The organism is Micrococcus sp. Mcc28 (genome assembly GCF_024519775.1).
Classification (GTDB): Bacteria; Actinomycetota; Actinomycetes; order Actinomycetales; family Micrococcaceae; genus Micrococcus; species Micrococcus luteus.
This window is the reverse complement of sequence record NZ_JALJRH010000003.1, coordinates 127,296-152,164: the sequence shown is the minus strand read 5'-3', so window position 1 is coordinate 152,164 and position 24,869 is coordinate 127,296. Positions and strand designations below refer to the sequence as shown.

Sequence of the window (24,869 nt, the reverse complement as noted above, 5' to 3'; positions counted from 1 at the left end):
ACGACACGTGCCGCGTCAGTCCCCGTCACGCACCACGCGCAGCCCGGGGCGGGCCGGCGGGACGGCCATGGGCCGGGTGGGGACCGTGCGCACGCCGCCGTCCGCGTCGACGGCCTCGTAGTGCTCGGGCAGCTCCAGCCGCAGCACCTCCCAGCCGCGCGGGGCCGTGGTGCGCCGAGCGTGCTCGCCGCAGAGGTCGTACGTGTGCGGCTCCGCCCGGCGCGACAGGGGCCCGATGACCACCTGCGAGTCCGCGTAGTTGTACGTCAGCGTGGCCAGGGCAGGGCTCTGGCATCCGGTCTTGCTGCAGCGTCGCATGGGTCCCACGCCCGCCACCCTACTCGGCGGACGGCCCGGAGCGGTGGCCTACCATGGCGCGCATGACCGCGTCCGCCTCCTCCGATCCCCTCGACCCCCTGCCGTTCCGGGCGGGCGACGCCGCGGGGGCCGAGCCGGGCGTCGAGGGCGGCCCGGCCGAGGCCGGCATCTCCTCCCCCGCGGGGCGCGGCGGTCGGGACCGCCGTGGCCGAGGGCTGCGGCATCCGCGCCCGTTCGGTGCACGCTCGGAGCGGGGCCGGGGCGAGGCGCTGCTGACCGCCGTCGAGAAGGCGGTGGACCGGCTGGGCTCCCTGGACGCGCCCGGGCTGCGGCACGTGACCGCGCGGGTGGAGCGCATCCCGGACCGGCTCGACGAGCGACTGCGCGAGCTGCACGCCGACCGGGAACGGGATGAGGAGGCGCTGTTCGCGCGGGCCGAGCGGCAGGGCCGGGACGGGGTGCTGATCACCCTGTTCGAGCGGCCGCTGCGGGACGCGGCCGACCCGGCCGACCTCGAGGGGGCCGTCTACGGGGTGGCGCTGAGCCGTTGCGCCGAGGCGCTGGGCGTGGACCCGCAGGTGCTCGACCCCAGCTGGGGCCGCGGCTGAGCCCGGACCGGGCGGTCCGCGCCGGGCACCGCGCCCGGTGGACGGGCGCCGCGCGTCAGGCGCGGGCGCGGCGCAGGCGGCGACGCTCGCGCTCGGAGAGCCCGCCCCAGATGCCGAAGCGCTCGTCGTTCGCCATGGCGTACTCCAGGCACGCGTCCTTGACGGTGCAGGCCTCGCACACACGCTTGGCGTCCCGCGTGGAGCCGCCCTTCTCCGGGAAGAACGCCTCGGGGTCCGTCTGCGCGCACAGGGCGTCCGCCTGCCAGGCCAGCTCGCCCTCGACGGGCTCGGTGGTCACGCCCGGGATGGCGGCCCAGTCGGCGGAGACGGGCACGGCCTCGACCGGACGCGCGTCGCCGGGGAAGAGGGCGGTGACGGTGGCGGCCGGGGTGCCGGTCTCGTCGTCGAGGTCGTGGGCGGTGAGGAAGGCGGTCGCCTGGTCCTCGAGGCTCGCTCCCGGGACGCCGGCCTGCGGGTCGGCGGGGTCGAGGAACCAGTCGCTGGGGACGCTCCGCGGACGAGGCGTCGGCGCCTGCGCGGGATCGGCGCGGTGCGCGTCCTCGACTCGCTGGGTCTGCTCCATGTGTGACGCCTCTTCCCGGGATCGACGTGGCGGTGTGGGCCGGGTGATCGTGCGGTCCGCGTGGGTGCCGGGCAAGCCGGCGGGCCCCTCCTGCCGGGACCGTTGGCCCGGGTTCATTACATCGGTGTGATTCATGCCGAGTCAAACCGGGCGGGTGCCACACTGGGCCCATGGTCTCCCTCTCCGCACCCCGGTCCACCGGCCCCCTCGTGCTCCGCCTCGCCTCCTCCCCGCGGCCCGCGCTCGTCCAGGAGCCGGGGGCCCCGGACGAGCCCGGCGCGGTGGACCAGCGCATCGAGCTCTCGGGTCGCGTGACCGTGAACTGGGCCGCCAAGTTCGCGGGCCTGCTCGGCGCCGAGGGCGTGGGCGCGGGCGACGCCGTCGCCCTGGACCTGCCCGTCCACTGGCTGTCCCACGCCCTCGCCCTCGGGGTGCTCTGCGCCGAGGCCGAGCCCGCCCTCGAGGGCGACTCCCCCGCCGCCGTCCTCACGGACCGGCCCGAGGCGTGGCCGGACCCGTCCGTGGCCGTGTTCGCCGTGGCCCTGCCGCGCGGCCTCGAGCCCGAGTTCGACGGCCCGGCCACCGACCCGGCCGTCGTGGACGTGGCCGCCGAGATCCGCGCCCAGCCGGACGCCCTGCCCGGCCCCGTGGACCACGTGCGGCCCGCGTCGATCCCGGCCGGGGCCGACGTCGCCCCGGACGACGACGGCCCGCGCCCCCGCCTGACGTGGGCAGGAGTGCGGGCCGCGCTGGAGGCGTGGGACGCGGGTCAAGCGGTGACCGTGCACCCCTGACGGGGCGGCGGGGTCAGGCCGGGACGCTCAGACCCCGGCGTCGGGGGCGCGGTGCCGGCCGTGCGGGTGCAGCTGCTCGTCGCGCAGCACGGGCATCTGGCCGGTGATGATCGCGATGTCGTTGGCGAAGCCGGGCTCCACGTCCAGCTCCTCCTTGAACACCCAGAACCGGTAGGCGAAGTAGCGGAACACGGTGCCGAAGAACAGGCCGATCACGTTGCCGGCGATGAACAGGCCGGTCGGGTCGGTCACGCCCATCAGGTACTGCGCGATCGCCACGCAGCCGGCCTGGATGCCCAGCCCGATCGCGTTCATGATCAGGAACATCACGAGCTCGCGCGTCTTGTTCGAGGAGCGCTTGTCCCGGAACGTCCAGTAGCGGTTGGCGACCCAGCTGAACAGGGTGGCGACGACGCCGCCCACGATCTTGGCCTTGACGTTGGACCCCTCGAGCGGGCCGGTCATCATCCACCAGAAGACGAGCGAGTCCACCACGAACGCGGCCGCACCGACGGTGCCGAACTTGGCCACCTCCCGCCACAGCAGGGAGGCCATCCCGGTCAGGCGGCCCCAGAGATCGGACAGCATGGGCGTGGACTCCTCGGTTCGGGACGGGGGTGTGCACGCGGGCCGGACCCGCGCAGGGCTGGGGAACACTGTAGCCGCGCCCCCGGCGCGCGACCTCCTCGGATCCGGCGTCGGCCGCCCCTCCGTGACGGAGTTCTCAGCCGGTCCGACTACCCTGTGCGGGTGACTTCCCCTCGACTCGGTGTGATCGGTGGCGGGCAGCTGGCCCGCATGATGGCGGGCGCGGCCGCGGAGCTCGGCGTGCCCTTCCGCGTGCTCGCGGAGGCCCCGGACGCGTCAGCGGCCCAGGTCGCCCCCCACGTGGTCGGCGACCACGCGGACCTGGCGGACCTGCGCGCGTTCGCGGCCACGGTGGACGTGGTCACCTTCGACCACGAGCACGTGCCCACCGAGCACCTGCGGGCCCTGCAGGAGGCCGGCGTCGCCGTGCGCCCCGGCCCCGAGGCGCTGCAGCACGCCCAGGACAAGCTGGTCATGCGCGCCGCCGTCGAGCGGCTGGGCCTGCCGAACCCGGCGTGGGCGCCGGTCGACGACCTCGAGGCCGTCCTCGCCTTCGGCGACGAGCACGGCTGGCCCATGATCCTCAAGACCGCCCGCGGCGGCTACGACGGCAAGGGCGTGCTCAAGCTCGACGACGCCGACGACGCCCGCACCTCCGCCGCGGACGGCACCCTGGCCGCGTGGCTCGGCGCCGGCATCGCCCCGCTGCTGGCCGAGGCCCTCGTCCCCTTCTCCCGTGAGCTCTCCGCGCAGGTGGCGCGCACCCCCTCCGGTGAGGTGGCCGTCTACCCCGTCGTCGACTCGGTCCAGGTGGCCGGCGTGTGCGACCTCGTGGTCGCCCCGGCCCAGGACCTCGACCCGGCCGTCGCCGCGGCCGCGACCGCCGCGGCCGTCCGCCTCGCCGAGGAGCTGGACGTCACCGGCATGCTCGCGGTCGAGCTGTTCGAGACGCCGGGGGTCGGCCCGGGCTTCCAGGTGAACGAGCTGGCCATGCGCCCCCACAACTCCGGCCACTGGTCCATGGACGGCGCCGTCACCGGCCAGTTCGAGCAGCACGTCCGCGCCGTGCTCGACCTGCCGCTGGGCGAGACGACCCCCCGCGGGGCCGGCGTCGTGATGAAGAACGTCCTCGGCGGCGCCCGCGAGGACCTGCACGCCGGCAGCGTCGTGGCCCTCGCCGCCCACCCGCAGGCCAAGGTCCACCTCTACGGCAAGGACGTGCGCCCGGGCCGCAAGGTCGGTCACGTCAACGTCGTCGCGGACCACGGCCTCAGCCTCGAGGAGGCCGTGCGGACCGCCGAGTCCGCCGCCGCACTCCTGCGCGACGACGCCCCCACCACCGGCACCGAGACGGAGGCCCGCCCATGACCGCCACGCCCCAGTCCCCCGCCCAGCCCCTGCAGGACGACGCCCCGGTCGTCTCCGTCGTGATGGGCTCCGACTCCGACTGGCCCGTGATGAGCGCGGCCGCCGAGGCCCTGCGCGAGCTCGACGTGCCCGTCGAGGTCGGCGTGGTCTCCGCGCACCGCATGCCCCACGAGATGGTGGAGTTCGGCGCCCGCGCGCACGAGCGCGGCATCCGCGTGATCGTGGCCGGCGCGGGCGGCGCGGCCCACCTGCCCGGGATGCTCGCCGCCGTCACCCCCCTGCCCGTGATCGGTGTGCCCGTGAAGCTCAAGAGCCTGGACGGGATGGACTCCCTGCTCTCGATCGTCCAGATGCCCGCCGGCGTGCCGGTGGCCACCGTCTCCATCGACGGCGCCCGCAACGCCGGCCTGCTGGCCGCCCGCATCCTCGCCTCGGCCGACACCGCGGAGGGCGACCGCCTGCGCGCCGCCCTCGCCGAGCACGCCGACGAGCTCAACGCCCAGGCCCAGGCCAAGGGGGCCCGCCTGCGCGAGCGGATGGCCGCCGACCGCTGATGTCGCCCGCCACCGGATCCGTGCCCGCCGGTCACGCGCAGCCCGACCCGCTCCGGGATCCACGCGTCGCCTCCCCCACCGAGCGCACCCGCCGGGCGCTGATCCTCACCGCCCTGACCCTGCTGGTCCCCGGCGGCGCCCAGCTCGTCGCCGGCAGCCGCCGGCTCGGCCGCGTGGCGCTGCGGGTCACCGTCACCGTGTGGGCCGTGCTGATCCTCGGGCTGCTGTGGTGGCTGGTCTCCCGCGCGAGCCTGATCTCGCTCATGGCCCGGGACGGCGTGCTGCTCGGGCTGGCGGTGGTCCTGGCGGCGCTGGCGGTGGGCTGGGCGGTGCTGTGGGTGGACACGTTCCGGCTGATCCGGCCGCACCTGCTCGCCCCCGGCGCGCGGAAGATCACGGCGGCGGTCACCGCGCTCGCGCTCGTGCTCACCAGCGGCGCCCTGCTCTACGGCGGCTGGGCGGCGAACACGAGCCGCGGGGCGCTCGGCGAGGTCTTCCAGGAGGGGCCGGCCGTCCCGGAGGCCGAGGGCCGCTACAACATCCTGGTCCTGGGCGCGGACGCCGGCGAGGGCCGCCAGGGGCTGCGCCCGGACTCCATGCACGTGGTCTCCGTGGACGCCCGCACCGGCGCCATCGTGATGTTCTCCCTGCCCCGCAACCTCCAGAACGCGCCGTTCGTCGAGGGCTCCCCGCTGTGGGACGTGTACCCGAACGGCTTCGACTGCGGCGACGAGTGCATCCTCAACGCCCTCTACACGGACGTGGAGGAGCATCACGCAGACCTCTACCCGGACGCCGAACACCCCGGCGCCGAGGCCATGAAGGACGCCGCCGGCGGCATCCTCGGCCTGGACGTCTCCGGCTACGCCCTCATGGACATGGGCGGCTTCGCCCAGCTGATCGACGCCATGGGCGGGGTGGACGTCGTCAGCGGCGGCTACGTGGTGCACCGCGGCGTCCGGCCCGACGGCGTCTGGGGCAACATCTGGTGGGAGCCGGGCACCCACCACTTCAACGGCGACGACGCGCTCGCCTTCGCCCGCTCCCGGCACTGGTCCACCGACTACGCCCGCATCCGCCGGCAGCAGTGCATGCAGGCGGCGATGCTGGAGCAGTTCAGCCCCGCCACCGTGCTCACCCGCTTCGAGGGGATCCTCGCGGCGGGCCAGCAGATCGTGACCACCGACCTGCCGCAGTCCCAGCTCGGCACGTTCGTCGACCTCGCCGAGCGCTCGCGCGGCCAGAAGATGCGGCGGCTGACCATCGGCCCGCCCGACTTCGGCGACACGGGCACCCACTTCACCACCTACCCCGACTACGACCTCGTCCACCGCCGCGTGGACGAGATGCTGGCCGATGAGTCCGTGACCGCCGGATCGGAGCCGACCGGGGTCTCGGCGACGCCGCTGCTCACCGTGCTGGCCGTCGTCGCGCAGGAGACGCAGACCCCCGACGTCGACGAGGACGACCCGGCCACGTGGCCGGCCCCGCCGACCCGCTCCGACGGCGAGCCCTTCACCGCCGAGGACCTGATGACGGCCGAGGACCTGGGCCAGGAGGACGTGCTGAACCACGCGTCCTCGACGAACGGGCTGTGCGTCCCCGCCCCGTGAGGCGCGACGCGCGGGCCGACGGGCTGACCTAGGCTGGGCGCATGCACGTCCTGAAGCCCGTGATCCGTGACTACGCCTGGGGCTCCCCCACGCTCCTCGCCGACCTGCAGGGACGCGAGCCCACCGGCCGCCCCGAGGCCGAGCTGTGGCTGGGCGACCATCCGGGCGCCCCGTGCGTCGCCGTCGTGGCGGACGGCGCCCACATCGGCCTGGACGAGGTGGTGGCCGCGGACCCCGAGCGCTGTCTCGGGCCCGCCGCGCCGGAGGGCCGTCTGCCCTTCCTCATGAAGCTGCTCGCCGCGGGCGCCCCGCTGTCCATCCAGGCGCACCCCACCCTGGAGCAGGCCCGCGCGGGCTTCGCCGCGGAGGAGGCCGCCGGCGTGCCGGTCGACGCCCCGGAGCGCAACTACAGGGACGCGAACCACAAGCCGGAGATGCTGCTCGCGCTGACCCCCTTCTCGGCGATGTGCGGCTTCCGCTCCCCCGAGGTCTCCTCGGACAGCTTCGAGGCCCTGGCCCGCGCCCTCACGGAGCGGGCGGACGGGGACACGTCCGCCGTCGCCGTCGCCGCCGCCCGGATCAGCCAGGCCCTCGCCGCCGGGGACCTCGAGGACGCGTTCACCTCGATCCTCGACCCCGATTCCGTGTGGGGCTCCCCCGGCGCCGTCGCGCAGGTCGTGGACGTGCTGCGGGCCGCGCCGGACCTGGCCGAGCGCGACCCCTCGCTGGCCACGGCCCTCGAGGTCGCCCAGCACCACCCGGACGACCCCGGCGTGGTGGTGGCCATCCTGCTCAACCGCGTGGACCTGGCCCCGGGTCAGGCCATCCATCTGCCCGCCGGCAACGTGCACGCGTACCTGCACGGGCTGGGCGTGGAGGTCATGGCGGCCTCGGACAACGTGCTGCGCGGCGGGCTCACCCCGAAGCACATGGACGTGCCCGAGCTGCGCCGCGTGGTCACCTTCGAGGCGCTGCCGGTGCCCTCCACCGAGCCCGAGCGCGTGGCCGACTCCGTGGTGGCCTTCCGCCCGCCGTTCGAGGAGTTCGAGCTGCTCCAGGCCACGCTCGAGGACGACGCCGTCCACGGGCTCGACGTGCACGGGCCCGGGATCGCGGTGGTCACCCGCGGCACGGCGAGCCTGGCCCTGGCAGGCCAGGAGATCGAGCTGGGCCCGGGCGAGGCCGTGTTCCTGCCCGCCGCGGAGACGGCGTCCGGCCCGCTGGCCGTCCGCGCCGCGGCCGGCGCCCCGGCGACGGTGCACGTGGCCGGCCTGCCGCGGGGCTGAGCCCGGCAGACCGGCCCGCGGGCTCAGCGGGCGTCGCGGTCCCCCAGCCACTTGGACCACTTCTTCACGTCGTGCTCGGCGTCCACGGTGCGGACCGTGCCGGACGACGAGCGCATCACGATGGACTGCGTGTGCACGCGGCCGTCGGCGAAGCGCACACCGCGCAGCAGGTCGCCGTCGGTGATGCCGGTGGCCGCGAAGTAGCAGTGGTCGGAGGTGACCAGCTCGTTCGTGGTCAGCACCGCGTCGAGGTCGAGGCCGGCGTCGAGGGCCTTCTGCTTCTCGGCGTCGTCGGTGGGGGCCAGGCGACCCTGGATGATGCCGCCGGTGGCCTTGATCGCGCACGCGGTGACGATGCCCTCGGGGGTGCCGCCGATGCCCATCATCATGTCCACGCCGGTGCCCGGGCGGGCGGCGGCGATGGCGCCGGCGACGTCGCCGTCCAGGATGAACTTCACCCGGGCGCCGGCCTGGCGGATCTCCTTGACCAGGCCCTCGTGGCGGGGGCGGTCCAGCACGCACACGGTCACCTGGGAGACGGGCTTGTCCAGGGCCTTGGCCACGAGGTTCACGTTCTGCTTCACCGGCAGGCGCATGTCCACGAAGTCGGCGGCCTCGGGGCCCACCACGAGCTTGTCCATGTAGAACACGGCCGACGGGTCGAACATGGTGCCGCGCTCGGCCACCGCGAAGACGGAGAGCGCGTTGTTGTAGCCCATGGCGGTCAGGCGGGTGCCGTCGATCGGGTCCACGGCCACGTCCACGGCGGCGCCGGAGCCGTCGCCGACCTGCTCGCCGTTGAACAGCATGGGGGCCTCGTCCTTCTCGCCCTCGCCGATCACCACGGTGCCGTCCATGGCCACGGTGTCCATGAACGCGCGCATCGCGTCCACCGCGGCGCCGTCCGCCTTGTTCTTGTCCCCGTAGCCCACCCAGGGGCTCGCGGCGATGGCCGCCGCCTCGGTCACCCGCACCAACTCCATGGCCAGGTTGCGGTCCGGGACGTGATTCTCGTAGCCGGTCTTCTCCGAGGACGCGCTGGTCATCGCTGCTCCGATCCTTGCTCGCGGCGCTCCGTCCGCACGGGACGGGGCGTGAGGGCGGCTCTGCCCCGGTCCTCATCCTACGGGGGTGGTCTCCCGCGGGTGGCACAATGCTGACCGTGAGCTCCGCCGACCCCCACTCCCCCGCCCCCCGCCCCGTCCTGACCGCCAAGCAGGCGCAGCGGGCCCGGCAGCCGTGGATGGCCATGGTGCTCTCCCTGGTGGCTCTGCTGGCGATCGTGGCCGTGGTCCTCCTGCTCAACCCGGAGCCGCCGCAGCGGCCCCGTGAGGACCGCGTCGACGTCGCCGCCGAGGCCGCCACGATCCCCCACGACGACGGCGACCTGCCGGCCCTGGCGCCCGAGGTGCCGGAGTCCTGGTACGCCAACTACGCCCGCCTGCAGAAGCTGGACGGCGTCTCCACGTGGGACGTCGGCTGGGTGGTCACGGACACGGTGTTCGCGGGCCTGCAGCAGGCCGAGGACGTCGACCCCACCTGGGTGAGCCTGCGGGTGGACCAGGTCCCGACGTCGGAGACGATCGAGATCGACGGGATCGCGTGGGACCTCCACGCCGATCCGAAGAAGCCGGAGCGACGGCTCGTGGCGGAGGTGGACGGCAGCACCGTGGTGCTGACCACCACCGGCGACCAGGCCGTCCTCGAAGACCTGGCGCACGGCGTCGCGAAGGAGACCCGATGACCCCCCACACCCGCCCCGAGACGACGCCGGCCCCCGACGTCGTCGTCCCCACCTCCGACCTGACCCCCGCCGAGGCGTGGGAGGTCCTCGCCGAGGGCAACCGCCGCTTCGTGGCGGGCGAGCCGAGCCACCCGAACCAGAACGCCGAGCGGCGCAGCGACCTGACCGCCGGTCAGGCCCCGGTCGCCGTGATCTTCGGCTGCGCCGACTCGCGCCTGGCGGCCGAGATCATCTTCGACCTCGGCCTCGGCGACGTGTTCGTGGTGCGCACGGCCGGCCACGTGATCGACGACGCCGTGCTGGGCTCCATCGAGTACGGCGTGGACGTGCTGGAGATCCCGCTCGTCATCGTCCTGGGCCACAACTCGTGCGGCGCCGTCACGGCGACGGTCGAGTCCTACATCTCCGGCACCATGCCGCGCGGGTTCGTGCGCCCCCTCGTGGAGCGCATCATCCCGTCCGTGCTGGCCGGGCGCCGCCGCGGACTGGAGGAGGTCGACGAGTTCGTGGCCGAGCACGTGGACCAGACCTGCGACCACCTCCTGGAGACCTCGCAGTCCGTCCGCGCGGCCGTCGAGTCGGGGCGCACCGCCGTCGTCGGGCTCACCTACTCGCTGTCCGAGGGCACCGCGCGACCGGGCCGCGTGCACGGCGACCTGGCGGTCTGACGACGTCGGGCGTCCGGTGCGGCACCGGGCGCCCACGCCGTCCTAGGATGTGACCATGACCGCAGAGAACACCGATCAGCAGTTCCGCATCGAGCACGACACCATGGGCGAGGTGAAGGTGCCGGTGAACGCGCTCTACCGTGCGCAGACCCAGCGCGCCGTGGAGAACTTCCCGATCTCCGGCAAGGGCCTCGAGCCCGCCCACATCCACGCCCTCGCGCAGGTCAAGAAGGCCGCGGCCAAGGCGAACGCCGAGCTGGGCATCCTCTCGCAGGAGCGCGCGGACGCCATCGTCGCCGCCGCGGACCAGGTCATCGCCGGCGACCACGACGACCAGTTCCCGATCGACGTGTTCCAGACCGGCTCCGGCACCTCCTCCAACATGAACACCAACGAGGTGCTCGCCACCCTCGCCACCCGCGCACTGAAGGAGGCCGGCTCCGAGGACGAGGTGCACCCCAACGACCACGTCAACGCCTCCCAGTCCTCGAACGACGTGTTCCCGACCTCCGTGCACGTGGCCGTCACCGCCGCCCTCGTGAACGACCTCGTCCCGGCGCTGGACCACCTGGCCGTCTCCCTCGAGAAGAAGGCGAAGGCCTTCGCCGGCGTCGTGAAGTCCGGCCGCACCCACCTCATGGACGCCACTCCGGTGACCCTGGGCCAGGAGTTCGGCGGCTACGCCGCGCAGGTCCGCTACGGCATCGAGCGCATCCAGTCCGCGCTGCCGCGCGTGGCCGAGGTCCCGCTCGGCGGCACCGCCGTGGGCACCGGCATCAACACCCCGAAGGGCTTCTCCGCCCGCGTGATCGAGCTGCTCGCCGAGGAGACCGGTCTGCCGCTGACCGAGGCCCGCAACCACTTCGAGGCCCAGGCCAACCGTGACGGCCTCGTGGAGGCCTCCGGCCAGCTGCGGAACATCGCGTTCTCGCTCATGAAGATCAACAACGACCTGCGCTGGATGGGCTCCGGCCCGAACACCGGCCTCGGCGAGATCGCCATCCCGGACCTGCAGCCGGGCTCCTCGATCATGCCGGGCAAGGTCAACCCCGTGATCTGCGAGGCCGCGATCATGGTGTGCGCCCAGGTGATCGGCAACGACACCACCGTCGCCCTGTCCTCCACCAACGGCGCGTTCGAGCTCAACGTGGGCATCCCCGTGATGGCCGCCAACCTGCTCGAGTCCATCCGCCTGCTGGCCAACACGACGCGCGTCATGGCGGACAAGATGATCGACGGCATCGAGGCCAACGAGGAGCGCTGCGCCTTCCTCGCCGGCGCCTCGCCGTCCATCGTGACCCCGCTGAACAAGGTGATCGGCTACGAGGCCGCCGCCAAGATCGCCAAGCACGCCGTCGCGAACAAGATGACCGTGCGCGAGGCCGTCGTGGACCTCGGCTACGTCGAGCGCGGCGAGATCACCGAGGAGCAGCTGGACAAGGCCCTGGACACCATGTCCATGACCCACCCGGAGTGATCCGGCGGATTCGGTGAGCGGCGCGACGCCGCCTCCCGGGCCACGACGCCGAGCGGCCGTCCTCCCGTGCGGAGGGCGGCCGCTCGACGTTCACGCCAGCACCAGCACTCCGGCGGCCGCCGCCACCATCGCCGGCCCGAACGGCAGCGCCGTTCGCCCCGTCGCCCGGCCCGCGAGGACCAGCAGCCCCGCCACGACGCCGCCGAGCAGGATCGCGCCCACCCCGGCGGCGAGCACCGCCGTCGGACCGAGCACCCCCGTGTACACGCCCAGCCCGCCGGCCAGCTTCACGTCGCCCATCCCGAGGCCGCCGCGGCTGAGCACGTGCAGCGCGAGCATCGCCACGGTGTAACCGAGACCGCCCAGCAGGCTGCAGAGGGTCAGGTCACCCCGGCCCGCCAGCAGCGCTCCCCCGGTCATCATCGTCAACCCGCCCAGCGCCAGCCGCAGCGTCCATCGGTTCGGCAGCCGATGTTCGCGCAGGTCCGTGCGCACGAGCACGCCCGTGCACACCGCGAACCACACCAGTCCCAGGGACCACAGCACCGCCGTCGCCGGCGCGCCGTGCGTCCACGCCCATCCCACCCCGCTCATGCGCCCAGCCTAGGTCGGGCGGCGCACCCGCCGGGCCGTCGTCCACAGGCGATCAGGCCACCTCGCGTTCACGGTCCGGCCACCCCGTGTTCTGCCCACAGCGCAACCGGAGCCGCCCATTGCGACGAGCCCTCGCGTGGGTCTACTGTGAAGTCACGAGCTTCCGGCCGTCTGATGGACGTACGGGGCTCACACAGACCCCATGGCCTCAATCCCGTTTCAAAGGGGCCATGGTGGCGGGCTTCCTCGGCCCCCCATCCCCCCTCCGCGGGGCCGAGCACCCCCGCCGGGGGCCGCTGCTTCGGCAGCGGCCCCTTTTTCATGCCCGGCTCAGGCTCGGCCCTCCTCCAGCAGGTCCGTGACCAGCGCGGCGATCGGCGAGCGCTCGGAACGGGTCAGCGTCACGTGTCCGAACAGCGGGTGGCCCTTGAGGCGCTCCACCACGGCCGCGATGCCGTCGTGCCGGCCCACGCGCAGGTTGTCCCGCTGGGCGACGTCGTGGGTCAGCACCACCTTCGAGTTGCGGCCCATCCGGCTCAGAACCGTGAGCAGCACGTTCCGCTCGAGCGACTGCGCCTCGTCCACGATCACCCACGCATCGTGCAGCGAGCGGCCGCGGATGTGCGTCAGCGGCAGGATCTCCAGCATCCCGCGGTCCACCACCTCGTCCACCACGGACGGGGAGACGAGCGCGCCCAGGGTGTCGAACACGGCCTGCGCCCACGGGCCCATCTTGTCGCCCTCGGAGCCGGGCAGGTAGCCCAGGTCCTGGCCGCCGACGGCGTACAGCGGGCGGAACACGACCACCCTGCGGTGCTCGCGGCGCTCCATCACGGCGTCGAGGCCCGCGCACAGCGCCAGCGCGGACTTGCCGGTGCCCGCGCGGCCGCCGAGGGAGACGATGCCCACGCTCGGATCCGTCAGCAGCTCGATGGCCAGCCGCTGCTCTGCGGAGCGGCCGTGCAGGCCGAACACGTCGCGGTCCCCGCGCACCAGGCAGGCTCGGCCGCCCTCGCCGACCCGGGCCAGAGCGGAGCCCCGGGGCGCGGTGAGCACCAGCCCCGTGTTGACCGGCAGGCGGTCCGCCTCGGCCGGGGCCTCCTCCGGCCCGGTCTCGACGCCCGTGCCGGTCAGGGTCCCCAGCGGGACGCCGGCCAGGTCGACCGCGCCGTCGTCGTAGAGGGCGTCCAGCCGCTCCTGCGCCACGCTGAGGGAGACGGTGCCGCGCCAGCCCGAGTCACGCACGAGCTCGTGGCGGTACTCGTCCGCGGCGAGGCCCATGGCCGCCGCCTTCACGCGCATCGGCAGGTCCTTGGACACGACCGTGACCGTGGCGCCCTCGTCCGCGAGCGCCTTCGCGACGGCGAGGATGCGGGAGTCGTTGTCCGTGCCGCGGATGCCCAGGGGCAGCACGTCCACGGACACGTGGTTCAGTTCGATCCGCAGCGTGCCGCCCTCGGGGGTGATCGGCACGGGCTGGTCCAGCGCGCCGTGGCGGCCGCGCAGATCGTCGAGCAGGCGCAGGGCCGTGCGCGCGTAGTAGCCGAGGTCGGGGTCGGCGCGCTTGGCCTCGAGCTCCGAGACCACCACGAGCGGCAGGACCACCTCGTGCTCGGCGAAGTGCAGCAGGGCGCGCGGGTCCGAGAGCAGCACGGACGTGTCCACCACGTAGGTCCGCAGGCCGGTCGCCTCCGCCGCCCCCGCCTCGGCACGCGCCTGGCCCGGCCGGCTCGACGGCTCCTGCCGGGTCTGCGCGTGCTCCACGAGCTCTGCCACCATGTCTGCCTCCTGTGCCGGTGAACCGTGCGGACGGGGGTCCGCCCACGGTCCACGCTAGGAAGCGGCGTCGTCCGCCGGGTCCCGGCACGGTGAACCCGGGATGAAGTCACGGTGACGGTCCGTCCGGGCTCCGCCACGGCCCCGGCGTCCCGCGCTCCCTACACTGGAGACGCGCCGCCGACGTCCCGACGGCCGCCCGCTCCCCGTCCACAGGAGGGCCCTTGAGCATGCACCGCCCGTCCCCCGGCCTGCCCGATCTGCCGGGCGGCCCGGCCCCCGCCCCGACCCTGGCCGAGCGCGCCGGCGGCCGCCTGCTGGGCGCCGTCGCGCCCACCGCCGTGCTGATCGCGGCCATGTGGGTCGCGCAGTTCGTGCTGATCTTCCTCGGCCGGGTGATCATCCCCGGCGTGGGCCTGATCCCCCGACGCCTCGACGGCCTCGACGGGGTCCTGTTCTCCCCCGTGCTGCATGCCGGCTGGGCCCACTTGATCGGCAACACGACGGCGCTGCTCGTCCTCGGTCCGCTGGCCGCCCTGGTCTCGCGCCGGCCGGTGGCCCTGCTCGTCTGCGCCTGGCTGGGCTCGGGCCTGCTGACCTGGGTGATCGGCACCCCGGGCGTGCACATCGGCGCCTCCGGGATCGTGTACGCGCTGATCGCGTTCCTGATCGTCTACGGGGTCGCGGTGCGGCGGATCGGGGCGGTCGTCGTCTCCGTGCTCGTTGCCCTCACGCACCTGGGCTCGAGCCTGATCGGCCTGCTGCCGGCCCCCGGCATCTCGTGGACCGGCCACCTGGCCGGGGCCGTCGTCGGGGTGCTGCTGGGCCTGTGGTGGGGCCGCGCCGACCGTCAGGTGCCGAACCGGCGCTGACGGCTGCCGTAGTCGCGCAGGGCACGCAGGAAGTCGACCTTGCGGAACGCGGGCCACATGGCCTCGCAGAAGTAGAACTCCGAGTACGCGGACTGCCAGAGCAGGAACCCGGAGAGCCGCTGCTCCCCGGACGTGCGGATGACCAGGTCCGGGTCCGGCTGGCCGCGCGTGTAGAGCCGGTCCGCGATCTGCTCGACGGTGACGGACTCGGCCACCTCCGCCGCGCTGTGGCCCAGGGCGTGCTCGTCCCGCAGCAGCTCGCGCACGGCGTCGAGGATCTCCTGGCGGCCCCCGTAGCCCACGGCGACGTTCACGTGCACGCCGTCGTGGTCCTTGGTCTGTTCGGCCACCTCGGCGAGCCGTCGCGCCATGGGCTCGGGGAGCAGGTCCACCGCGCCGACCGGCTGCACGCAGACGGGGGCGCGGCCCTCGGCCGGCTGGGCGAGGCGCTCCGCCGTCGTCTGGATGATCTCCAGGAGCGGGGCGAGCTCCTCCGCCGGACGCCGCAGGTTCTCGGTGGAGAGCATGTAGAGCGTGACCACGGGGATGCCGGCCTCGTCGCACCAGCCGATGAAGTCGAGGATGCGCTCGGCTCCGGCCTGGTGGCCCTGCTGCGTGGACGCCCCGAACGCGCGGGCCCAGCGACGGTTGCCGTCCACCAGCACGCCGATGTGCCGGGGCAGGCGCTCCGGGTCCAGGCCGCGCGTCAGCCGCCGCTCGTACAGGCGGTAGAAGGCCTCGGGTCGACCCACGGCGCGCTCCCCTCTCGGACGGTCCTGCGAGCCTCCAGGATACGCGCGCGGCACACAGCGACCATCCCGTGCGCCGGCCCCGGGCCGACCGACGACAATGGAGGCATGGACCCTGTGACACCCCTCCGCGAGACCGACGCCGCCCGTCGCCTGCGCTGGCGCATCGAGCGCATCCGCGACCCCGACCATCCGCTGTACAAGCCCCGACTGCGCGGCTGGATCCACGCGGTCATGGCGCCGCTGACGCTCGCGGCCGGCATCGTGCTCATCGCGCTCGCGCCGACCGGGACGCTGCGGTGGGCCAGCGCGGTCTACGCCGTGACGGGCCTGCTGCTGTTCGCGGTCTCGGCGACGTACCACCTGGTGCAGTGGAACGAGGTGGTCTCCCGTGTCCTCAAGCGGCTGGACCACACGAACATCATGCTGGTCATCGCCGGCACCTACACGCCGCTCTCCCTGGCCCTGCTGGCTCCGGACCGGGCGCGGGTGCTGCTCACCCTGGTGTGGGTGGGGGCCGTGGCCGGCGTCGCGTTCCGGGTGCTGTGGACGGACGCGCCGCGCTGGCTCTACACGCCGGTGTACGTGGTGCTCGGGCTGGCGGCGCTGCTGTACCTGGGCGACTTCTTCGCCGCGGATGCGGCGGCGGGGTGGCTGATCGTGGCCGGCGGCATCGCGTACATCACGGGCGCGGTCTGCTACGCGCTGCAGGCCCCCACGATCCACCGCGAGTGGTTCGGCTTCCACGAGCTGTTCCACGCCTTCACGGTGGCCGGCTTCGTGTGCCACGCCGTCGCCATCTACCGGGCGGTGCTCCTCGTCGCCTGAGCGCGGCAGGGACGGGGGTCTGCGCCCCGCCGGGCAGCGCCGAGGCCCGCAGACGCGCCGCTACGTCCATGCCGTAGCGGCGCGTCTGCGGGCCTCAAGGGTTCGGGCGTGGAGTCTCCGGCGCCGAATCTCGGGCGTGCACGGGCCCGACGACGGTCAGTCGCGTCCGGTGTCCGGGGCCTGGGGCTCCGGGGCCGGCTCCTGGAGGTAGCCGGGGTACTTCTCCTGCAGGCGGCGCAGCCGGTCCTCGGAGTCCGCGTCTAGGTGCTCGCCGCCCGCGCGGACCTCGTCCGGCAGGTGCTGCTGATGGCGCTCCACGAGCATGGCCTCGGCCTCCGGGGACCGCTGCTGGACGCGGCGCACCGAGCGGACCATGACGCGGAGGACGATGATCGCCATGACCACCATGAGCGCGGTGAACAGGAACCCCTCGATGCCGGGGGTGACCTCCGCCTCCTCGAGCCCGGGGCGCAGCGTCGGCTCCGGGACGGCGGGCACCGGCGCGGGGCTCGCGGCCGCGAGCGCGGTGAGGACGAGGGGAAGGCCAGACAGGGGTGTCACGCCGCCCCACTCTACCGGCCCCGGCTGCACGGCCCGAGCCGGGGCGGCTCAGCGCAGGCCGGCGAAGAGGTCGTGCTCCGGCAGCTCGGAGGGCACGCGCGAGTCAATCAGCGCGAAGTCCTCCCACGGCCAGGCGCGCCGCTGCAGGTCGTGGGGGGCGTCGAAGAACATGCCGTCGGGGTCGATCTGCGTGCGGTGCGCCCGCAGGGCGGCGTCGCGCTCGTCGAGGAAGCCGGTGACGTCCACCTGGGTGGTGACGTCGTGGTCCGCGGTGACCCACGGCGGGATGACCTCCGGGTCGGGCACGTCCTCCCCGGCTTCACGGCGGCGCAGCACCTCGCGCATCGCGTCCATCGCGTCGAACATCATCAGGCGTCGGGCGAACGGCACGTCCTCGCCGTCGGCCTCGGCCACCGCGGCCATCGTGCGGAACTTCCGCGGGTTGAACCCGCAGTCGTAGTAGACCTTCGAGACCTCCCACGCGGGCCCGGCCTCGGGGTACTCGTCCGCGAGGCCGGCGGCCCGGTAGGCCTCCATCGTCACGGCGTGGGCCTGCAGGTGGTCCGGGTGCGGGTAGCCGCCGACCTCGTCGTAGGAGATGAGCACGTGCGGGCGGAACCGGCGCACGAGCGAGATCAGCGGGGTCGCCGCATCCTGGAGCGGGACCTCGGCGAAGCAGTTCGCCGGGAGGGTGGGCAGCGGATCCCCCTCGGGCAGGCCCGAGTCGAGGAAGCCGAGCCAGGCGTGCCGGACGCCGAGGATGCGCGCGGCCTCGGCCATCTCCTCGCGGCGCACGGCCGCGATGTCCCGGTCCGCCCGGGTGGTGTCCCCGAACGACGGGTTGAGCAGGGTGCCGGCCTCGCCGCCGGTGCACGTGACGACCATGACCTCGGCCCCGGCCGCCGCGTAGGCGGCCATCGTGCCGGCCCCCTTCGAGGACTCGTCGTCCGGGTGGGCGTGCACCGCCATGAGACGCAGCCCGGTGGAGGGCGGCAGGGCGGTGCCTGCGGCGGGCTGGGCCTGGGGGGTCTGATCGGTCACGGGGATCGCACACTCCTGTCCGGATGGCAGGGCCGCCGCGGGGGCGGCGGCGTGAGGGGTCCAGGCCGACGTCGTCATCGGCCTCCGGCGGCGGGCAGCGGCTAGGGTGGAGGGGATGTCTCACCACGCCCCCGCGGTCCGCGCGCAGGACCCCACATTAGCCAACCGGTACGGCACGAACCACACGCGTCCGGGCCGTCGTCGGCTGTGGGCGGGCCTCGGCGGGCTCGGGCTGGTCGTGGCCGTGCTGCTGTCCGTGTGGATCGGCCTGAACATGTCCGTGGGCGCCATCGAGTACAAGGACGTCGGCTTCACCATCGAGGACGACGGCCACGCGACCGTCACCTTCCAGGCCTCCGTCCCGGAGGGCGTGCAGGCCGAGTGCGATGTGCTCGTCACCGACTCCCACGCCGCCCCCGTCGGCTTCCGCACCGTCCGCCTGGAGACCCTGCCGGCCGACCGGCGGGACTCCCCCTCGGACGCGCAGCAGCGCTACACCGTGGACGTGCGCACCGTGGTGCGGGGCGACTCCGGCATCGTCGAGACCTGCCGCAAGGTCTGAGCCCTCCCGGCCGCTCCGCCCTCGGCGTAGCGGCCGCCTTTGGTGTGACGCACGCCGCCCGGATAGACTCGTCGGAGCATTCCCGCCCCGCCGGTGAGTCAGGCAGGCGTCGCACGGAGCCCTCGGGTCACGCGCGTCCTCCTGGTCGGCGGGGTCTTTCGCATGCGGGCGCGTCCGCCGGACGCGGATCGCGCACCGGATACGGTGCGCCGCGCCCCGGACTCCGCATCACCCGAGACAGAAAGGCGGAACAGAGCATGACCACCAGCCAGTCCGACGCCCCGTGGCTGACCCAGGAGGCGTACGACCGCCTCTCCAAGGAGCTCGAGCACATCTCCGGCCCCGGTCGCCAGGAGATCATCGAGCGCATCGAGGCCGCGCGCGATGAGGGCGACCTCAAGGAGAACGGCGGCTACCACGCCGCCCGCGAGGAGCAGTCCAAGAACGAGGGCCGCATCGCCGAGCTGAAGCACCTGCTCGAGACCGCCCGCGTCGGCGAGGCCGCCGAGAACGACGGCGCCGTGCACCCGGGCACCGTGGTGACCGCCGTCGTCGCCGGCGACGAGATGACGTTCCTCTTCGGCAACCGCGAGATCGCCGCGGACGACGAGTCGCTCGAGGTCTACTCCGAGCGCTCCCCGCTCGGCGAGGCCATCAACGGCGCCAAGAAGGGCGACAAGGTCTCCTACACCGCCCCGAACGGCAAGGACATCAAGGTCGAGGTCAAGGACGTCCAGCCCTACTCCGGCTGACCGACCCCGACTCCGACGACGGCCGCGGTCCCCTCCAGGGGCCGCGGCCGTCGTCCGTCCCGGGTCCCACCGCGCCCCCGTTGCTACTCTGGCCCCATGCTGACCGTCGAGAAGGCACACCTGCTGCTCACCCGCGAGGACGGGTGCTCCGAGAGCCCCTCCCACCACCGCGTTGCCCTCGCGGCCGCCGCGCTGGCCGACCACCGGTCCGCCGGGATCGTGACCCTCGAGGACGTCCCCGTGGACCGGGCCCGCGTGCTCGTGACCGCGGCCGGCACCACCGGCGACCCCGTCCTGGACTCCTCCCTCGGACAGGTCGACGCCCTGGCCGGCCGACCGCTCGTGGCCACCGTGGCGGCCGGCAAGCCGGACCTGCGCAAGGCCGTCGTCGCCCATCTGACCGAGACCGGCCGCCTCACCGAGCGCAAGGCCTTCCTGGCCACCCGGCACGTCCCCCGCGGCACCGAGCGCGCCGAGCTGCTCGCGCACCTGACCGCCGTCGTCCTGGACGAGGCAGAGCCCTCCGACGAGGACGTGCTCCTGCTCGGCGTGCTGCAGCACCTCAACCTGGCCCGGCGCCTGCTGCCGGGCGCCCACGAGCGCTATGACCGTCGCGAGATGGTCCGTCGCATCGAGACGCTGACGCGCGAGGACCTCCTGGTCCAGGCCGTGCGCCGCGCGGTGGGCGGGACCTGCGGCACCGTCACCGCGGCCGCCGCCGGCTCCGTGGCCTGAGCCGGCCCGGTCAGGGCAGCGGGGCCGGGCTGTAGCCGGCCCCGCGCAGCGCCTCCAGGACCTGGGCGGAGTGCTCGGCGCCGCGGGTCTCCATGTCGATCGTGATGTGCACGCCGCCCATGGACAGCTCGGGGCCGACGCGGGTGTGGTCCACGCGCACCACGTTGGCGTCCGTGTCCGCGATGATCCGTGAGATCGTGGCCAGCTCGCCGGGGCGGTCCCGCAGCGGGATGCGCACGGTCATGTAGCGCCCGGCGGCCGACAGCCCGGCCTGGATGGACTTCAGCATGAGCATCGGGTCGATGTTCCCTCCGGAGAGGACCACGGCGGTGGTGCCGAGCTCGAAGCCCAGGTCCGCCGTGCGGCCCGCCAGCAGGGCGGCCACCCCGACGGCGCCCGCCGGCTCCACGACGAGCTTGGAGCGCTCGAGGAGGTGGACGAGGGCGGCGGCGATCTCGTCGTCCGTGACGGTCACGACGGCGTCCACCAGCTCGGCGGCGATCCGCAGCGGCAGGGCCCCGGGCCTGCCGACGGCGATGCCGTCCGCGATGGTGGACACGCTCTCCAGCACCTGGACGCGGCCCTCCTCGAGGGAGCCGGGGAAGGCCGCGGCGGTGGCCGCCTGCACGCCGATGACGCGCACCGTGCGCCCCCGACGCCGGGCGGCCTCCTTGAGGGCCACGGCCGTGCCGGCGATGAGCCCCCCGCCGCCGATGCCCATGATCACGGTGTCCACGTCCGGCAGCACGTCGAGGATCTCGAGGCCGACGGTGCCCTGGCCCACGATCACGGCCGGGTCGTCGAACGGCGGGATGAACACGGCACCGGTCTCCGTGGCCCACCGCTGCGCCTCGGCGAGGGACTCGTCCACGGTGGAGCCGTGCAGGACGACCTCGGCGCCGTGGTCCCGGGTGGCCTGCAGCTTGGGCAGGGCGACGCCGTGCGGCATGAAGATGCGGGCGCGGATGCCGAGCTTGGCGGCCGCGAGGGCGACGCCCTGGGCGTGGTTGCCGGCCGAGGCGGCCACGACGCCGCGGCCGCGCTCCTCCTCGCTCAGCTGCGCCATCCGCACGTAGGCGCCGCGGACCTTGAACGAGCCGGCCCGCTGCAGGTTCTCGCACTTCAGGTGCACGTCCGTGCCCACGGCCCGGGAGAGCGCCCGGGAGTGCTGCAGCGGGGAGAGCTCGGCGATCCCGCGCAGCGTCTCGCGCGCCCGCTCGATCTCCTCGAGGGTGACGGGCAGCGCCGTCGGGGCCGGCGGGCCGCCGGCGGGCCGCACCCACCGGGGCGACGGCGTCGGGACGGTCCGGTCCGGGGTGTCCGTGGCCTGCGCCGCGCCCATCAGGCGTCGTCCCCGTGCCGGGTGCCCGCGTCGGCCTCGGAGGCGAGGGCGGCGTCGTCGTGCGCCGAGGGGCGGTACCGGTGGGAGCCGGCCGTCTCGTCCTCCGCGCCGCCCGGTTCGAGGGCGTGGCCCGTCCGCTCCGTGAGCTCCTCGGGGGTGTCGGCGGTGAGGGCGCGGACGAAGCTGTTCACGAAGGCCAGCACCGGCACGGCGAACACGGCGCCCGCCAGACCGAGGACGGTGGAGCCGGCGGCGACGGCCAGGAACACGGCCAGCGGGTGCAGCGCGACGGCCTTGCCCATCACGAGCGGCTGCAGGACGTTCGACTCGATCTGCTGCACGAGCAGCACCACGCCCAGCATGAGCAGCGCGTTGACCAGGCCGTTGGACATCAGTGCCAGGAGCACCGCCATCGCGCCGGTCAGGGTGGCGCCGATCATCGGGATGAACGAGGCCAGGAAGACGAGCACGGCCAACGGGATGGCCAGCGGCACCCCCAGGATCAGGGCACCGATGCCGATGCCGACGGCGTCGATGAACGCCACGAAGATCTGGACCCGCACGTAGGAGCCGAGCGACTGCCAGCCCGAGCGGCCCGCGCGGCCCACGGTGGCCCGGTGCGCCTTCGGCACGAAGATCAGCAGGAAGCGCCAGATGCGGTCGCCGTCGTAGAGGAAGAAGATCAGGGAGAACAGGGCGATGAACAGGCCCGCACCGATGTTGACGGCCGTGGAGCCGAACGAGACGGCGCTGTTCATGAGCGTGGCGGAGTTGTCCCGCAGCGTCTGCCACAGGCCCTCCAGCCCGGCACCGGACCGGGGGATCTCCACGCCCACGCCGGCCAGCCAGGCGATCGCGTCGTCGACGGCCTGGCCCAGCTGGTCGCCCAGTTGGGCGAAGCCCTGGACGATCTGCTGACCGGCGAGCCCCATGAGGCCCACCACGACGACGACCAACAGCAGCACGCACAGCAGGGCGGCCGCGATGCCCGGCACCTTGATGCGCCGCATCGCCTGGAACACCGGGGCCAGCAGGGTGGCCAGCAGCGCGGCCACGAGGATCGGGATCACCACGAGGCTCACGGAGCCCAGCAGGTACACCACGACGCCGATGCCGATGACGACGGCCACCAGCCGCCAGGACCAGGCCGCGGCCACCGTCAGCCCGTAGGGCACGTCCTTGTCGATCTTGGTCTGGGCCGCCAGGGTCGAGCTCACGCGCGATCCTCCTCGTGTGGGTGGTCGGGGACATGGGGGGTCAGACCCCACTGGACGCTCCAGCGGGCGTGCGGGGCGAGCCGGTGCAGGCCCTCCCCCGAGTTCAGGGCGTCCGCGGGAGCGGTGAGCGGCTCCACCGCTAGTGCCGTGTCACGGCCGGGCAGCCGGTCCGTGACGAAGACGTGGGTGTAGGCGAACGCGTGGTCGGTCCACAGGGTCACGGCGCGGCCGTCCGCGGCGAGCAGGGTCTGGCGGTGCCGGCCGTCGGCGTCCGGGGTCAGGCCGGTGAGGCACACGTCCAGGGCGGCCTCGCCCACGGCCCGGCCGCGGCGGAAGTCCAGGTCGGTGCCGTCCACCGGCAGGGTCTCCACGGGGATGAGGTCCTCCCCCGTGCGGATCCAGGCGTCCGCGGGCACGCGCAGGCTCAGCTCCGCCGTCGGGACGTCCCCGATGCGCAGGAACGGGTGGGAGCCGACCGCCACGGGCACGGTGGCGTCCGTGTGGTTCTGCACCTCGGCGGTGACGGTGAGGCCGCCGTCCGCCTCGAGCTCGTACGTGACGCGGTGGGTGAGCCGGAACGGCCAGCCGTGCTGGGGGTGGATCTCACCGCGCAGGGTCACCGCGTGGGCGGAGAACGTCTCGGTGACGAAGTGGGTGTTGCGCAGCAGGCCGTGGCTGGCGTGGCCGCGCGCGGGTTCGGTGACGTCCAGGCGCTGCTCGACGCCGTCCAGGATCCAGCGGGCGCCGGCGACGCGGTTCGGCCAGGGGCTCATCTGGATGCCGTTGGCGGCGGGCGGGACCACGTCCTGGCCGTACGGCTCGGTGAGGTCCACGCCGGACACGCGGTACCTGCGCAGGGCACCGGCCAGGCCGACGACGACGGCCTCCGCGGACCCGCGGTGCAGGCGGTGCTGGGTGCCGGTGGCGTCCGGAGCCCCGAAGGCGGGCAGGTCGCTGGTCTCGGTCACGGGACCTCCTGAGTGGCGGCGAGGGACCCCCTCAATCTACGCCCTCGCGGACGCAGACCGCCCCGGCCCTGTGCAGGACCGGGGCGGCGGTGCGGGTCTCCGTGCGGGGACGGGGCGCCGGTCAGTCGTTGCCGCGCAGGATGGCGACGATGCGCAGGATCTCGATGTACAGCCAGATCAGGGTCACGGTCAGGCCGAAGGCCACGGACCAGGAGTACTTCTGCGGGGCGCCGTTCTTCACGCCCACGGCGGCCATCTCGAAGTCCATGGTCAGCGAGTACGCGGCGAGCAGCACGGCGATCGCGCCGATGATCAGGCCCAGGCCGCCCTCACGCATGTTGCCGATGCCGGTCCAGGTGAGGACCAGGTTGACGAGCATGAAGACGAGGTAGCCGATCATGGCGCCCATGACGATCTTCGTCATGCGCGGGGTCGGGCGGAACTTGCCCGAGGTGTAGAGCGCCAGCATCACCGCGAACACGGAGAAGGTGCCGAGCACGGCCTGCACCACGATGCCCGGGTAGGCGCCCTCGAAGAACGCCGAGATGCCGCCCAGGAACAGGCCCTGCGCCACGGCGTAGGCCATGATCAGCACGGGCGAGGGCTCGCGCTTGAACGCGTTGACCAGGCCCAGCACGAGGCCGGCGATCGCGCCGATGATCATCAGGCCCGGCGAGAACCAGCCCACGGCGCCCGCCACCACGACGAGCACGAGCATCAGGCCGGTCTTGCCGACGACGTCGTTGAAGGTCATCCGGCCGGTCTGCTCCGGGCCGGCGGAGGGCGCGCGGAAGGCGTCCTCCATGGACTGCTGGTGCGCGTACTGCTGGGCCGCCTGGCCGGCGCCGAACGCCTGGGCCTGGCCGTACGGGCTCTGCTGCTGGCCGTACGGGGACTGCGCGGACTGCTGCCCGCCCTGGTACCAACCGGGCTGCGCCTGTCCGCCGCCCTGCATCTGCTGCTGGAAGTTCTGAGAGTTCATGACCGGATTCGCCACGGCTCACTCCTTCGGGTCGAGTCGGCCCGGTCGCACGCCGCCGCAGTGAGCCGCGTTCGTGCCCCGGGGTTCAGCACGATCCTATCGGGAGGTCTGTGTCCGCGCGCGGGGTCGGAGCGTGGATCCGCGCCGGTTCACCGGCTGTTCACGGTGGGCGCAGAAGCGAGGCGCGCGGGGAGACGCGTGGTGCCCCCGGCGGGACTCGAACCCGCAACACGCCGATTTTAAGTCGGCCGCCTCTGCCAGTTGGGCCACGGGGGCGTGGCGGGCCCGT

Annotated in this window: 27 protein-coding genes and 1 tRNA gene; 14 read left to right on the top strand and 14 right to left on the bottom strand. The window is 73.9% G+C overall.

Going from position 1 to position 24,869, the window contains the following annotated elements; all coding sequences use genetic code 11:
* Positions 1-15: 15 nt before the first annotated feature.
* Positions 16-318, bottom strand: a complete 303-nt coding sequence (locus NR073_RS02595) for a DUF3499 family protein (protein ID WP_020628239.1) — start codon at positions 316-318, stop codon at positions 16-18.
* Between the two features lie 62 nt (positions 319-380).
* Between NR073_RS02595 and NR073_RS02590 the strand changes: the two genes are divergently transcribed.
* Positions 381-926, top strand: a complete 546-nt coding sequence (locus tag NR073_RS02590) for a hypothetical protein (RefSeq protein WP_256748579.1) — start codon at positions 381-383, stop codon at positions 924-926.
* A 55-nt stretch (positions 927-981) separates the two neighbouring features.
* On the opposite strand, the gene NR073_RS02585 is transcribed toward NR073_RS02590, so the two are convergent.
* The gene (locus NR073_RS02585; RefSeq protein WP_170748155.1) at positions 982-1,509 is read right to left on the bottom strand and encodes a WhiB family transcriptional regulator; all 528 of its coding nucleotides are present in this window, start codon (positions 1,507-1,509) and stop codon (positions 982-984) included.
* A gap of 170 nt (positions 1,510-1,679) precedes the next feature.
* On the opposite strand from NR073_RS02585, the gene NR073_RS02580 reads away from it, so the two are divergent.
* Positions 1,680-2,303, top strand: a complete 624-nt coding sequence (locus NR073_RS02580; RefSeq protein ID WP_256748578.1) for a hypothetical protein — start codon at positions 1,680-1,682, stop codon at positions 2,301-2,303.
* A 27-nt stretch (positions 2,304-2,330) separates the two neighbouring features.
* Here NR073_RS02580 and NR073_RS02575 read toward each other — a convergent pair whose 3' ends face one another.
* Positions 2,331-2,891 carry a GtrA family protein gene (locus tag NR073_RS02575; RefSeq protein WP_159228324.1) on the bottom strand — a complete coding sequence of 187 codons (561 nt, stop codon included), beginning with the start codon at positions 2,889-2,891 and terminating at the stop codon, positions 2,331-2,333.
* A gap of 162 nt (positions 2,892-3,053) precedes the next feature.
* On the opposite strand from NR073_RS02575, the gene NR073_RS02570 reads away from it, so the two are divergent.
* The 4 genes from NR073_RS02570 to manA are packed head-to-tail and all read left to right on the top strand — an operon-like array spanning position 3,054 to position 7,712.
* The gene (locus tag NR073_RS02570; RefSeq protein WP_166437666.1) at positions 3,054-4,259 is read left to right on the top strand and encodes a 5-(carboxyamino)imidazole ribonucleotide synthase; all 1,206 of its coding nucleotides are present in this window, start codon (positions 3,054-3,056) and stop codon (positions 4,257-4,259) included.
* Positions 4,256-4,813 carry a 5-(carboxyamino)imidazole ribonucleotide mutase gene (gene purE, locus NR073_RS02565; RefSeq protein WP_256748577.1) on the top strand — a complete coding sequence of 186 codons (558 nt, stop codon included), beginning with the start codon at positions 4,256-4,258 and terminating at the stop codon, positions 4,811-4,813. Before NR073_RS02570 ends, purE begins: the two co-directional genes overlap by 4 nt.
* Before the next feature lie 20 nt (positions 4,814-4,833).
* Positions 4,834-6,426 carry an LCP family protein gene (locus NR073_RS02560; protein WP_256748576.1) on the top strand — a complete coding sequence of 531 codons (1,593 nt, stop codon included), beginning with the start codon at positions 4,834-4,836 and terminating at the stop codon, positions 6,424-6,426.
* 41 nt (positions 6,427-6,467) lie between these two features.
* A complete protein-coding gene (manA, locus tag NR073_RS02555) occupies positions 6,468-7,712 on the top strand; it encodes a mannose-6-phosphate isomerase, class I (protein WP_256748575.1) in 1,245 nt (414 codons plus the stop codon).
* Between the two features lie 23 nt (positions 7,713-7,735).
* Here manA and glpX read toward each other — a convergent pair whose 3' ends face one another.
* Positions 7,736-8,758: a class II fructose-bisphosphatase gene (glpX, locus tag NR073_RS02550; RefSeq protein ID WP_010079310.1), complete on the bottom strand. Its 1,023-nt coding sequence runs from the start codon at positions 8,756-8,758 to the stop codon at positions 7,736-7,738.
* A gap of 107 nt (positions 8,759-8,865) precedes the next feature.
* Between glpX and NR073_RS02545 the strand changes: the two genes are divergently transcribed.
* From NR073_RS02545 to NR073_RS02535, 3 genes are read left to right on the top strand one after another with little or no spacing between them, the layout of a single operon-like run.
* Positions 8,866-9,456, top strand: a complete 591-nt coding sequence (locus tag NR073_RS02545; RefSeq protein WP_134416320.1) for a DUF4245 domain-containing protein — start codon at positions 8,866-8,868, stop codon at positions 9,454-9,456.
* Positions 9,453-10,124 (top strand): carbonic anhydrase, encoded by a 672-nt coding sequence (locus NR073_RS02540; RefSeq protein WP_002854504.1) that lies wholly within the window; start codon positions 9,453-9,455, stop codon positions 10,122-10,124. Before NR073_RS02545 ends, NR073_RS02540 begins: the two co-directional genes overlap by 4 nt.
* Positions 10,125-10,179: 55 nt before the next feature.
* Positions 10,180-11,601 carry a class II fumarate hydratase gene (locus NR073_RS02535; RefSeq protein ID WP_256748574.1) on the top strand — a complete coding sequence of 474 codons (1,422 nt, stop codon included), beginning with the start codon at positions 10,180-10,182 and terminating at the stop codon, positions 11,599-11,601.
* 90 nt (positions 11,602-11,691) lie between these two features.
* Here the strand turns inward: NR073_RS02535 and NR073_RS02530 are convergent, their stop codons facing one another.
* Complete coding sequence (locus NR073_RS02530) at positions 11,692-12,195, bottom strand: A24 family peptidase (RefSeq protein ID WP_063189028.1); 504 nt, start codon at positions 12,193-12,195, stop codon at positions 11,692-11,694.
* A 330-nt stretch (positions 12,196-12,525) separates the two neighbouring features.
* Positions 12,526-13,974 carry a PhoH family protein gene (locus NR073_RS02525; RefSeq protein WP_063189026.1) on the bottom strand — a complete coding sequence of 483 codons (1,449 nt, stop codon included), beginning with the start codon at positions 13,972-13,974 and terminating at the stop codon, positions 12,526-12,528.
* A gap of 227 nt (positions 13,975-14,201) precedes the next feature.
* Between NR073_RS02525 and NR073_RS02520 the strand changes: the two genes are divergently transcribed.
* On the top strand, positions 14,202-14,843 hold the full coding sequence (locus NR073_RS02520; RefSeq protein WP_227717990.1) for a rhomboid family intramembrane serine protease: 642 nt from the start codon (positions 14,202-14,204) through the stop codon (positions 14,841-14,843).
* Here NR073_RS02520 and NR073_RS02515 read toward each other — a convergent pair.
* Entirely contained in the window at positions 14,822-15,595 is a 774-nt protein-coding gene (locus NR073_RS02515; protein WP_036339992.1) for an isoprenyl transferase, read from the bottom strand. The genes NR073_RS02520 and NR073_RS02515 overlap by 22 nt on opposite strands.
* 105 nt (positions 15,596-15,700) lie before the next feature.
* On the opposite strand from NR073_RS02515, the gene NR073_RS02510 reads away from it, so the two are divergent.
* The gene (locus NR073_RS02510; RefSeq protein WP_256748573.1) at positions 15,701-16,420 is read left to right on the top strand and encodes a hemolysin III family protein; all 720 of its coding nucleotides are present in this window, start codon (positions 15,701-15,703) and stop codon (positions 16,418-16,420) included.
* Positions 16,421-16,576: 156 nt separating this feature from the next.
* On the opposite strand, the gene NR073_RS02505 is transcribed toward NR073_RS02510, so the two are convergent.
* Both NR073_RS02505 and mca read right to left on the bottom strand, forming a co-directional pair.
* On the bottom strand, positions 16,577-16,981 hold the full coding sequence (locus tag NR073_RS02505; RefSeq protein WP_036384966.1) for a hypothetical protein: 405 nt from the start codon (positions 16,979-16,981) through the stop codon (positions 16,577-16,579).
* A gap of 48 nt (positions 16,982-17,029) precedes the next feature.
* Entirely contained in the window at positions 17,030-18,022 is a 993-nt protein-coding gene (mca, locus tag NR073_RS02500; RefSeq protein WP_170748179.1) for a mycothiol conjugate amidase Mca, read from the bottom strand.
* A gap of 115 nt (positions 18,023-18,137) precedes the next feature.
* On the opposite strand from mca, the gene NR073_RS02495 reads away from it, so the two are divergent.
* The 3 genes from NR073_RS02495 to NR073_RS02485 all read left to right on the top strand — a co-directional run bounded on the left by NR073_RS02495 (position 18,138) and on the right by NR073_RS02485 (position 20,071).
* The gene (locus NR073_RS02495; RefSeq protein ID WP_036316331.1) at positions 18,138-18,584 is read left to right on the top strand and encodes a DUF4307 domain-containing protein; all 447 of its coding nucleotides are present in this window, start codon (positions 18,138-18,140) and stop codon (positions 18,582-18,584) included.
* Between the two features lie 257 nt (positions 18,585-18,841).
* Positions 18,842-19,336 carry a transcription elongation factor GreA gene (gene greA / locus NR073_RS02490; protein WP_002856531.1) on the top strand — a complete coding sequence of 165 codons (495 nt, stop codon included), beginning with the start codon at positions 18,842-18,844 and terminating at the stop codon, positions 19,334-19,336.
* Positions 19,337-19,432: 96 nt separating this feature from the next.
* Positions 19,433-20,071 carry a GPP34 family phosphoprotein gene (locus NR073_RS02485; RefSeq protein WP_134377282.1) on the top strand — a complete coding sequence of 213 codons (639 nt, stop codon included), beginning with the start codon at positions 19,433-19,435 and terminating at the stop codon, positions 20,069-20,071.
* 10 nt (positions 20,072-20,081) lie between these two features.
* Here the strand turns inward: NR073_RS02485 and ilvA are convergent, their stop codons facing one another.
* From ilvA to NR073_RS02460, 5 genes are all read right to left on the bottom strand, one after another.
* Positions 20,082-21,413 carry a threonine ammonia-lyase gene (ilvA, locus tag NR073_RS02480; protein WP_256748572.1) on the bottom strand — a complete coding sequence of 444 codons (1,332 nt, stop codon included), beginning with the start codon at positions 21,411-21,413 and terminating at the stop codon, positions 20,082-20,084.
* The gene (locus tag NR073_RS02475; RefSeq protein WP_036384968.1) at positions 21,413-22,630 is read right to left on the bottom strand and encodes an AI-2E family transporter; all 1,218 of its coding nucleotides are present in this window, start codon (positions 22,628-22,630) and stop codon (positions 21,413-21,415) included. The genes ilvA and NR073_RS02475 overlap by 1 nt, the downstream gene beginning before the upstream one ends.
* Positions 22,627-23,598: an aldose 1-epimerase family protein gene (locus tag NR073_RS02470; protein ID WP_036384969.1), complete on the bottom strand. Its 972-nt coding sequence runs from the start codon at positions 23,596-23,598 to the stop codon at positions 22,627-22,629. The genes NR073_RS02475 and NR073_RS02470 overlap by 4 nt, the downstream gene beginning before the upstream one ends.
* Before the next feature lie 121 nt (positions 23,599-23,719).
* On the bottom strand, positions 23,720-24,595 hold the full coding sequence (locus NR073_RS02465; RefSeq protein WP_036384970.1) for a Bax inhibitor-1/YccA family protein: 876 nt from the start codon (positions 24,593-24,595) through the stop codon (positions 23,720-23,722).
* A gap of 184 nt (positions 24,596-24,779) precedes the next feature.
* A tRNA-Leu gene (locus NR073_RS02460) sits at positions 24,780-24,856 on the bottom strand.
* Between the last annotated feature and the right edge of the window lie 13 nt (positions 24,857-24,869).

Coding starts and splice junctions, on each gene's coding strand:
- purE (WP_256748577.1), top strand. CDS start 4,256: ATGACCGCCACGCCCCAGTCCCCCGCCCAGCCCCTGCAGGACGACGCC.
- NR073_RS02510 (WP_256748573.1), top strand. CDS start 15,701: ATGGACCCTGTGACACCCCTCCGCGAGACCGACGCCGCCCGTCGCCTG.
- NR073_RS02520 (WP_227717990.1), top strand. CDS start 14,202: ATGCACCGCCCGTCCCCCGGCCTGCCCGATCTGCCGGGCGGCCCGGCC.
- NR073_RS02530 (WP_063189028.1), bottom strand. CDS start 12,195: ATGAGCGGGGTGGGATGGGCGTGGACGCACGGCGCGCCGGCGACGGCG.
- greA (WP_002856531.1), top strand. CDS start 18,842: ATGACCACCAGCCAGTCCGACGCCCCGTGGCTGACCCAGGAGGCGTAC.
- NR073_RS02580 (WP_256748578.1), top strand. CDS start 1,680: ATGGTCTCCCTCTCCGCACCCCGGTCCACCGGCCCCCTCGTGCTCCGC.
- NR073_RS02485 (WP_134377282.1), top strand. CDS start 19,433: ATGCTGACCGTCGAGAAGGCACACCTGCTGCTCACCCGCGAGGACGGG.
- NR073_RS02575 (WP_159228324.1), bottom strand. CDS start 2,891: ATGCTGTCCGATCTCTGGGGCCGCCTGACCGGGATGGCCTCCCTGCTG.
- NR073_RS02495 (WP_036316331.1), top strand. CDS start 18,138: ATGTCTCACCACGCCCCCGCGGTCCGCGCGCAGGACCCCACATTAGCC.
- NR073_RS02535 (WP_256748574.1), top strand. CDS start 10,180: ATGACCGCAGAGAACACCGATCAGCAGTTCCGCATCGAGCACGACACC.
- NR073_RS02585 (WP_170748155.1), bottom strand. CDS start 1,509: ATGGAGCAGACCCAGCGAGTCGAGGACGCGCACCGCGCCGATCCCGCG.
- NR073_RS02545 (WP_134416320.1), top strand. CDS start 8,866: ATGCTGACCGTGAGCTCCGCCGACCCCCACTCCCCCGCCCCCCGCCCC.
- NR073_RS02540 (WP_002854504.1), top strand. CDS start 9,453: ATGACCCCCCACACCCGCCCCGAGACGACGCCGGCCCCCGACGTCGTC.
- NR073_RS02595 (WP_020628239.1), bottom strand. CDS start 318: ATGCGACGCTGCAGCAAGACCGGATGCCAGAGCCCTGCCCTGGCCACG.
- glpX (WP_010079310.1), bottom strand. CDS start 8,758: ATGACCAGCGCGTCCTCGGAGAAGACCGGCTACGAGAATCACGTCCCG.
- NR073_RS02525 (WP_063189026.1), bottom strand. CDS start 13,974: ATGGTGGCAGAGCTCGTGGAGCACGCGCAGACCCGGCAGGAGCCGTCG.
- manA (WP_256748575.1), top strand. CDS start 6,468: ATGCACGTCCTGAAGCCCGTGATCCGTGACTACGCCTGGGGCTCCCCC.
- NR073_RS02590 (WP_256748579.1), top strand. CDS start 381: ATGACCGCGTCCGCCTCCTCCGATCCCCTCGACCCCCTGCCGTTCCGG.
- ilvA (WP_256748572.1), bottom strand. CDS start 21,413: ATGGGCGCGGCGCAGGCCACGGACACCCCGGACCGGACCGTCCCGACG.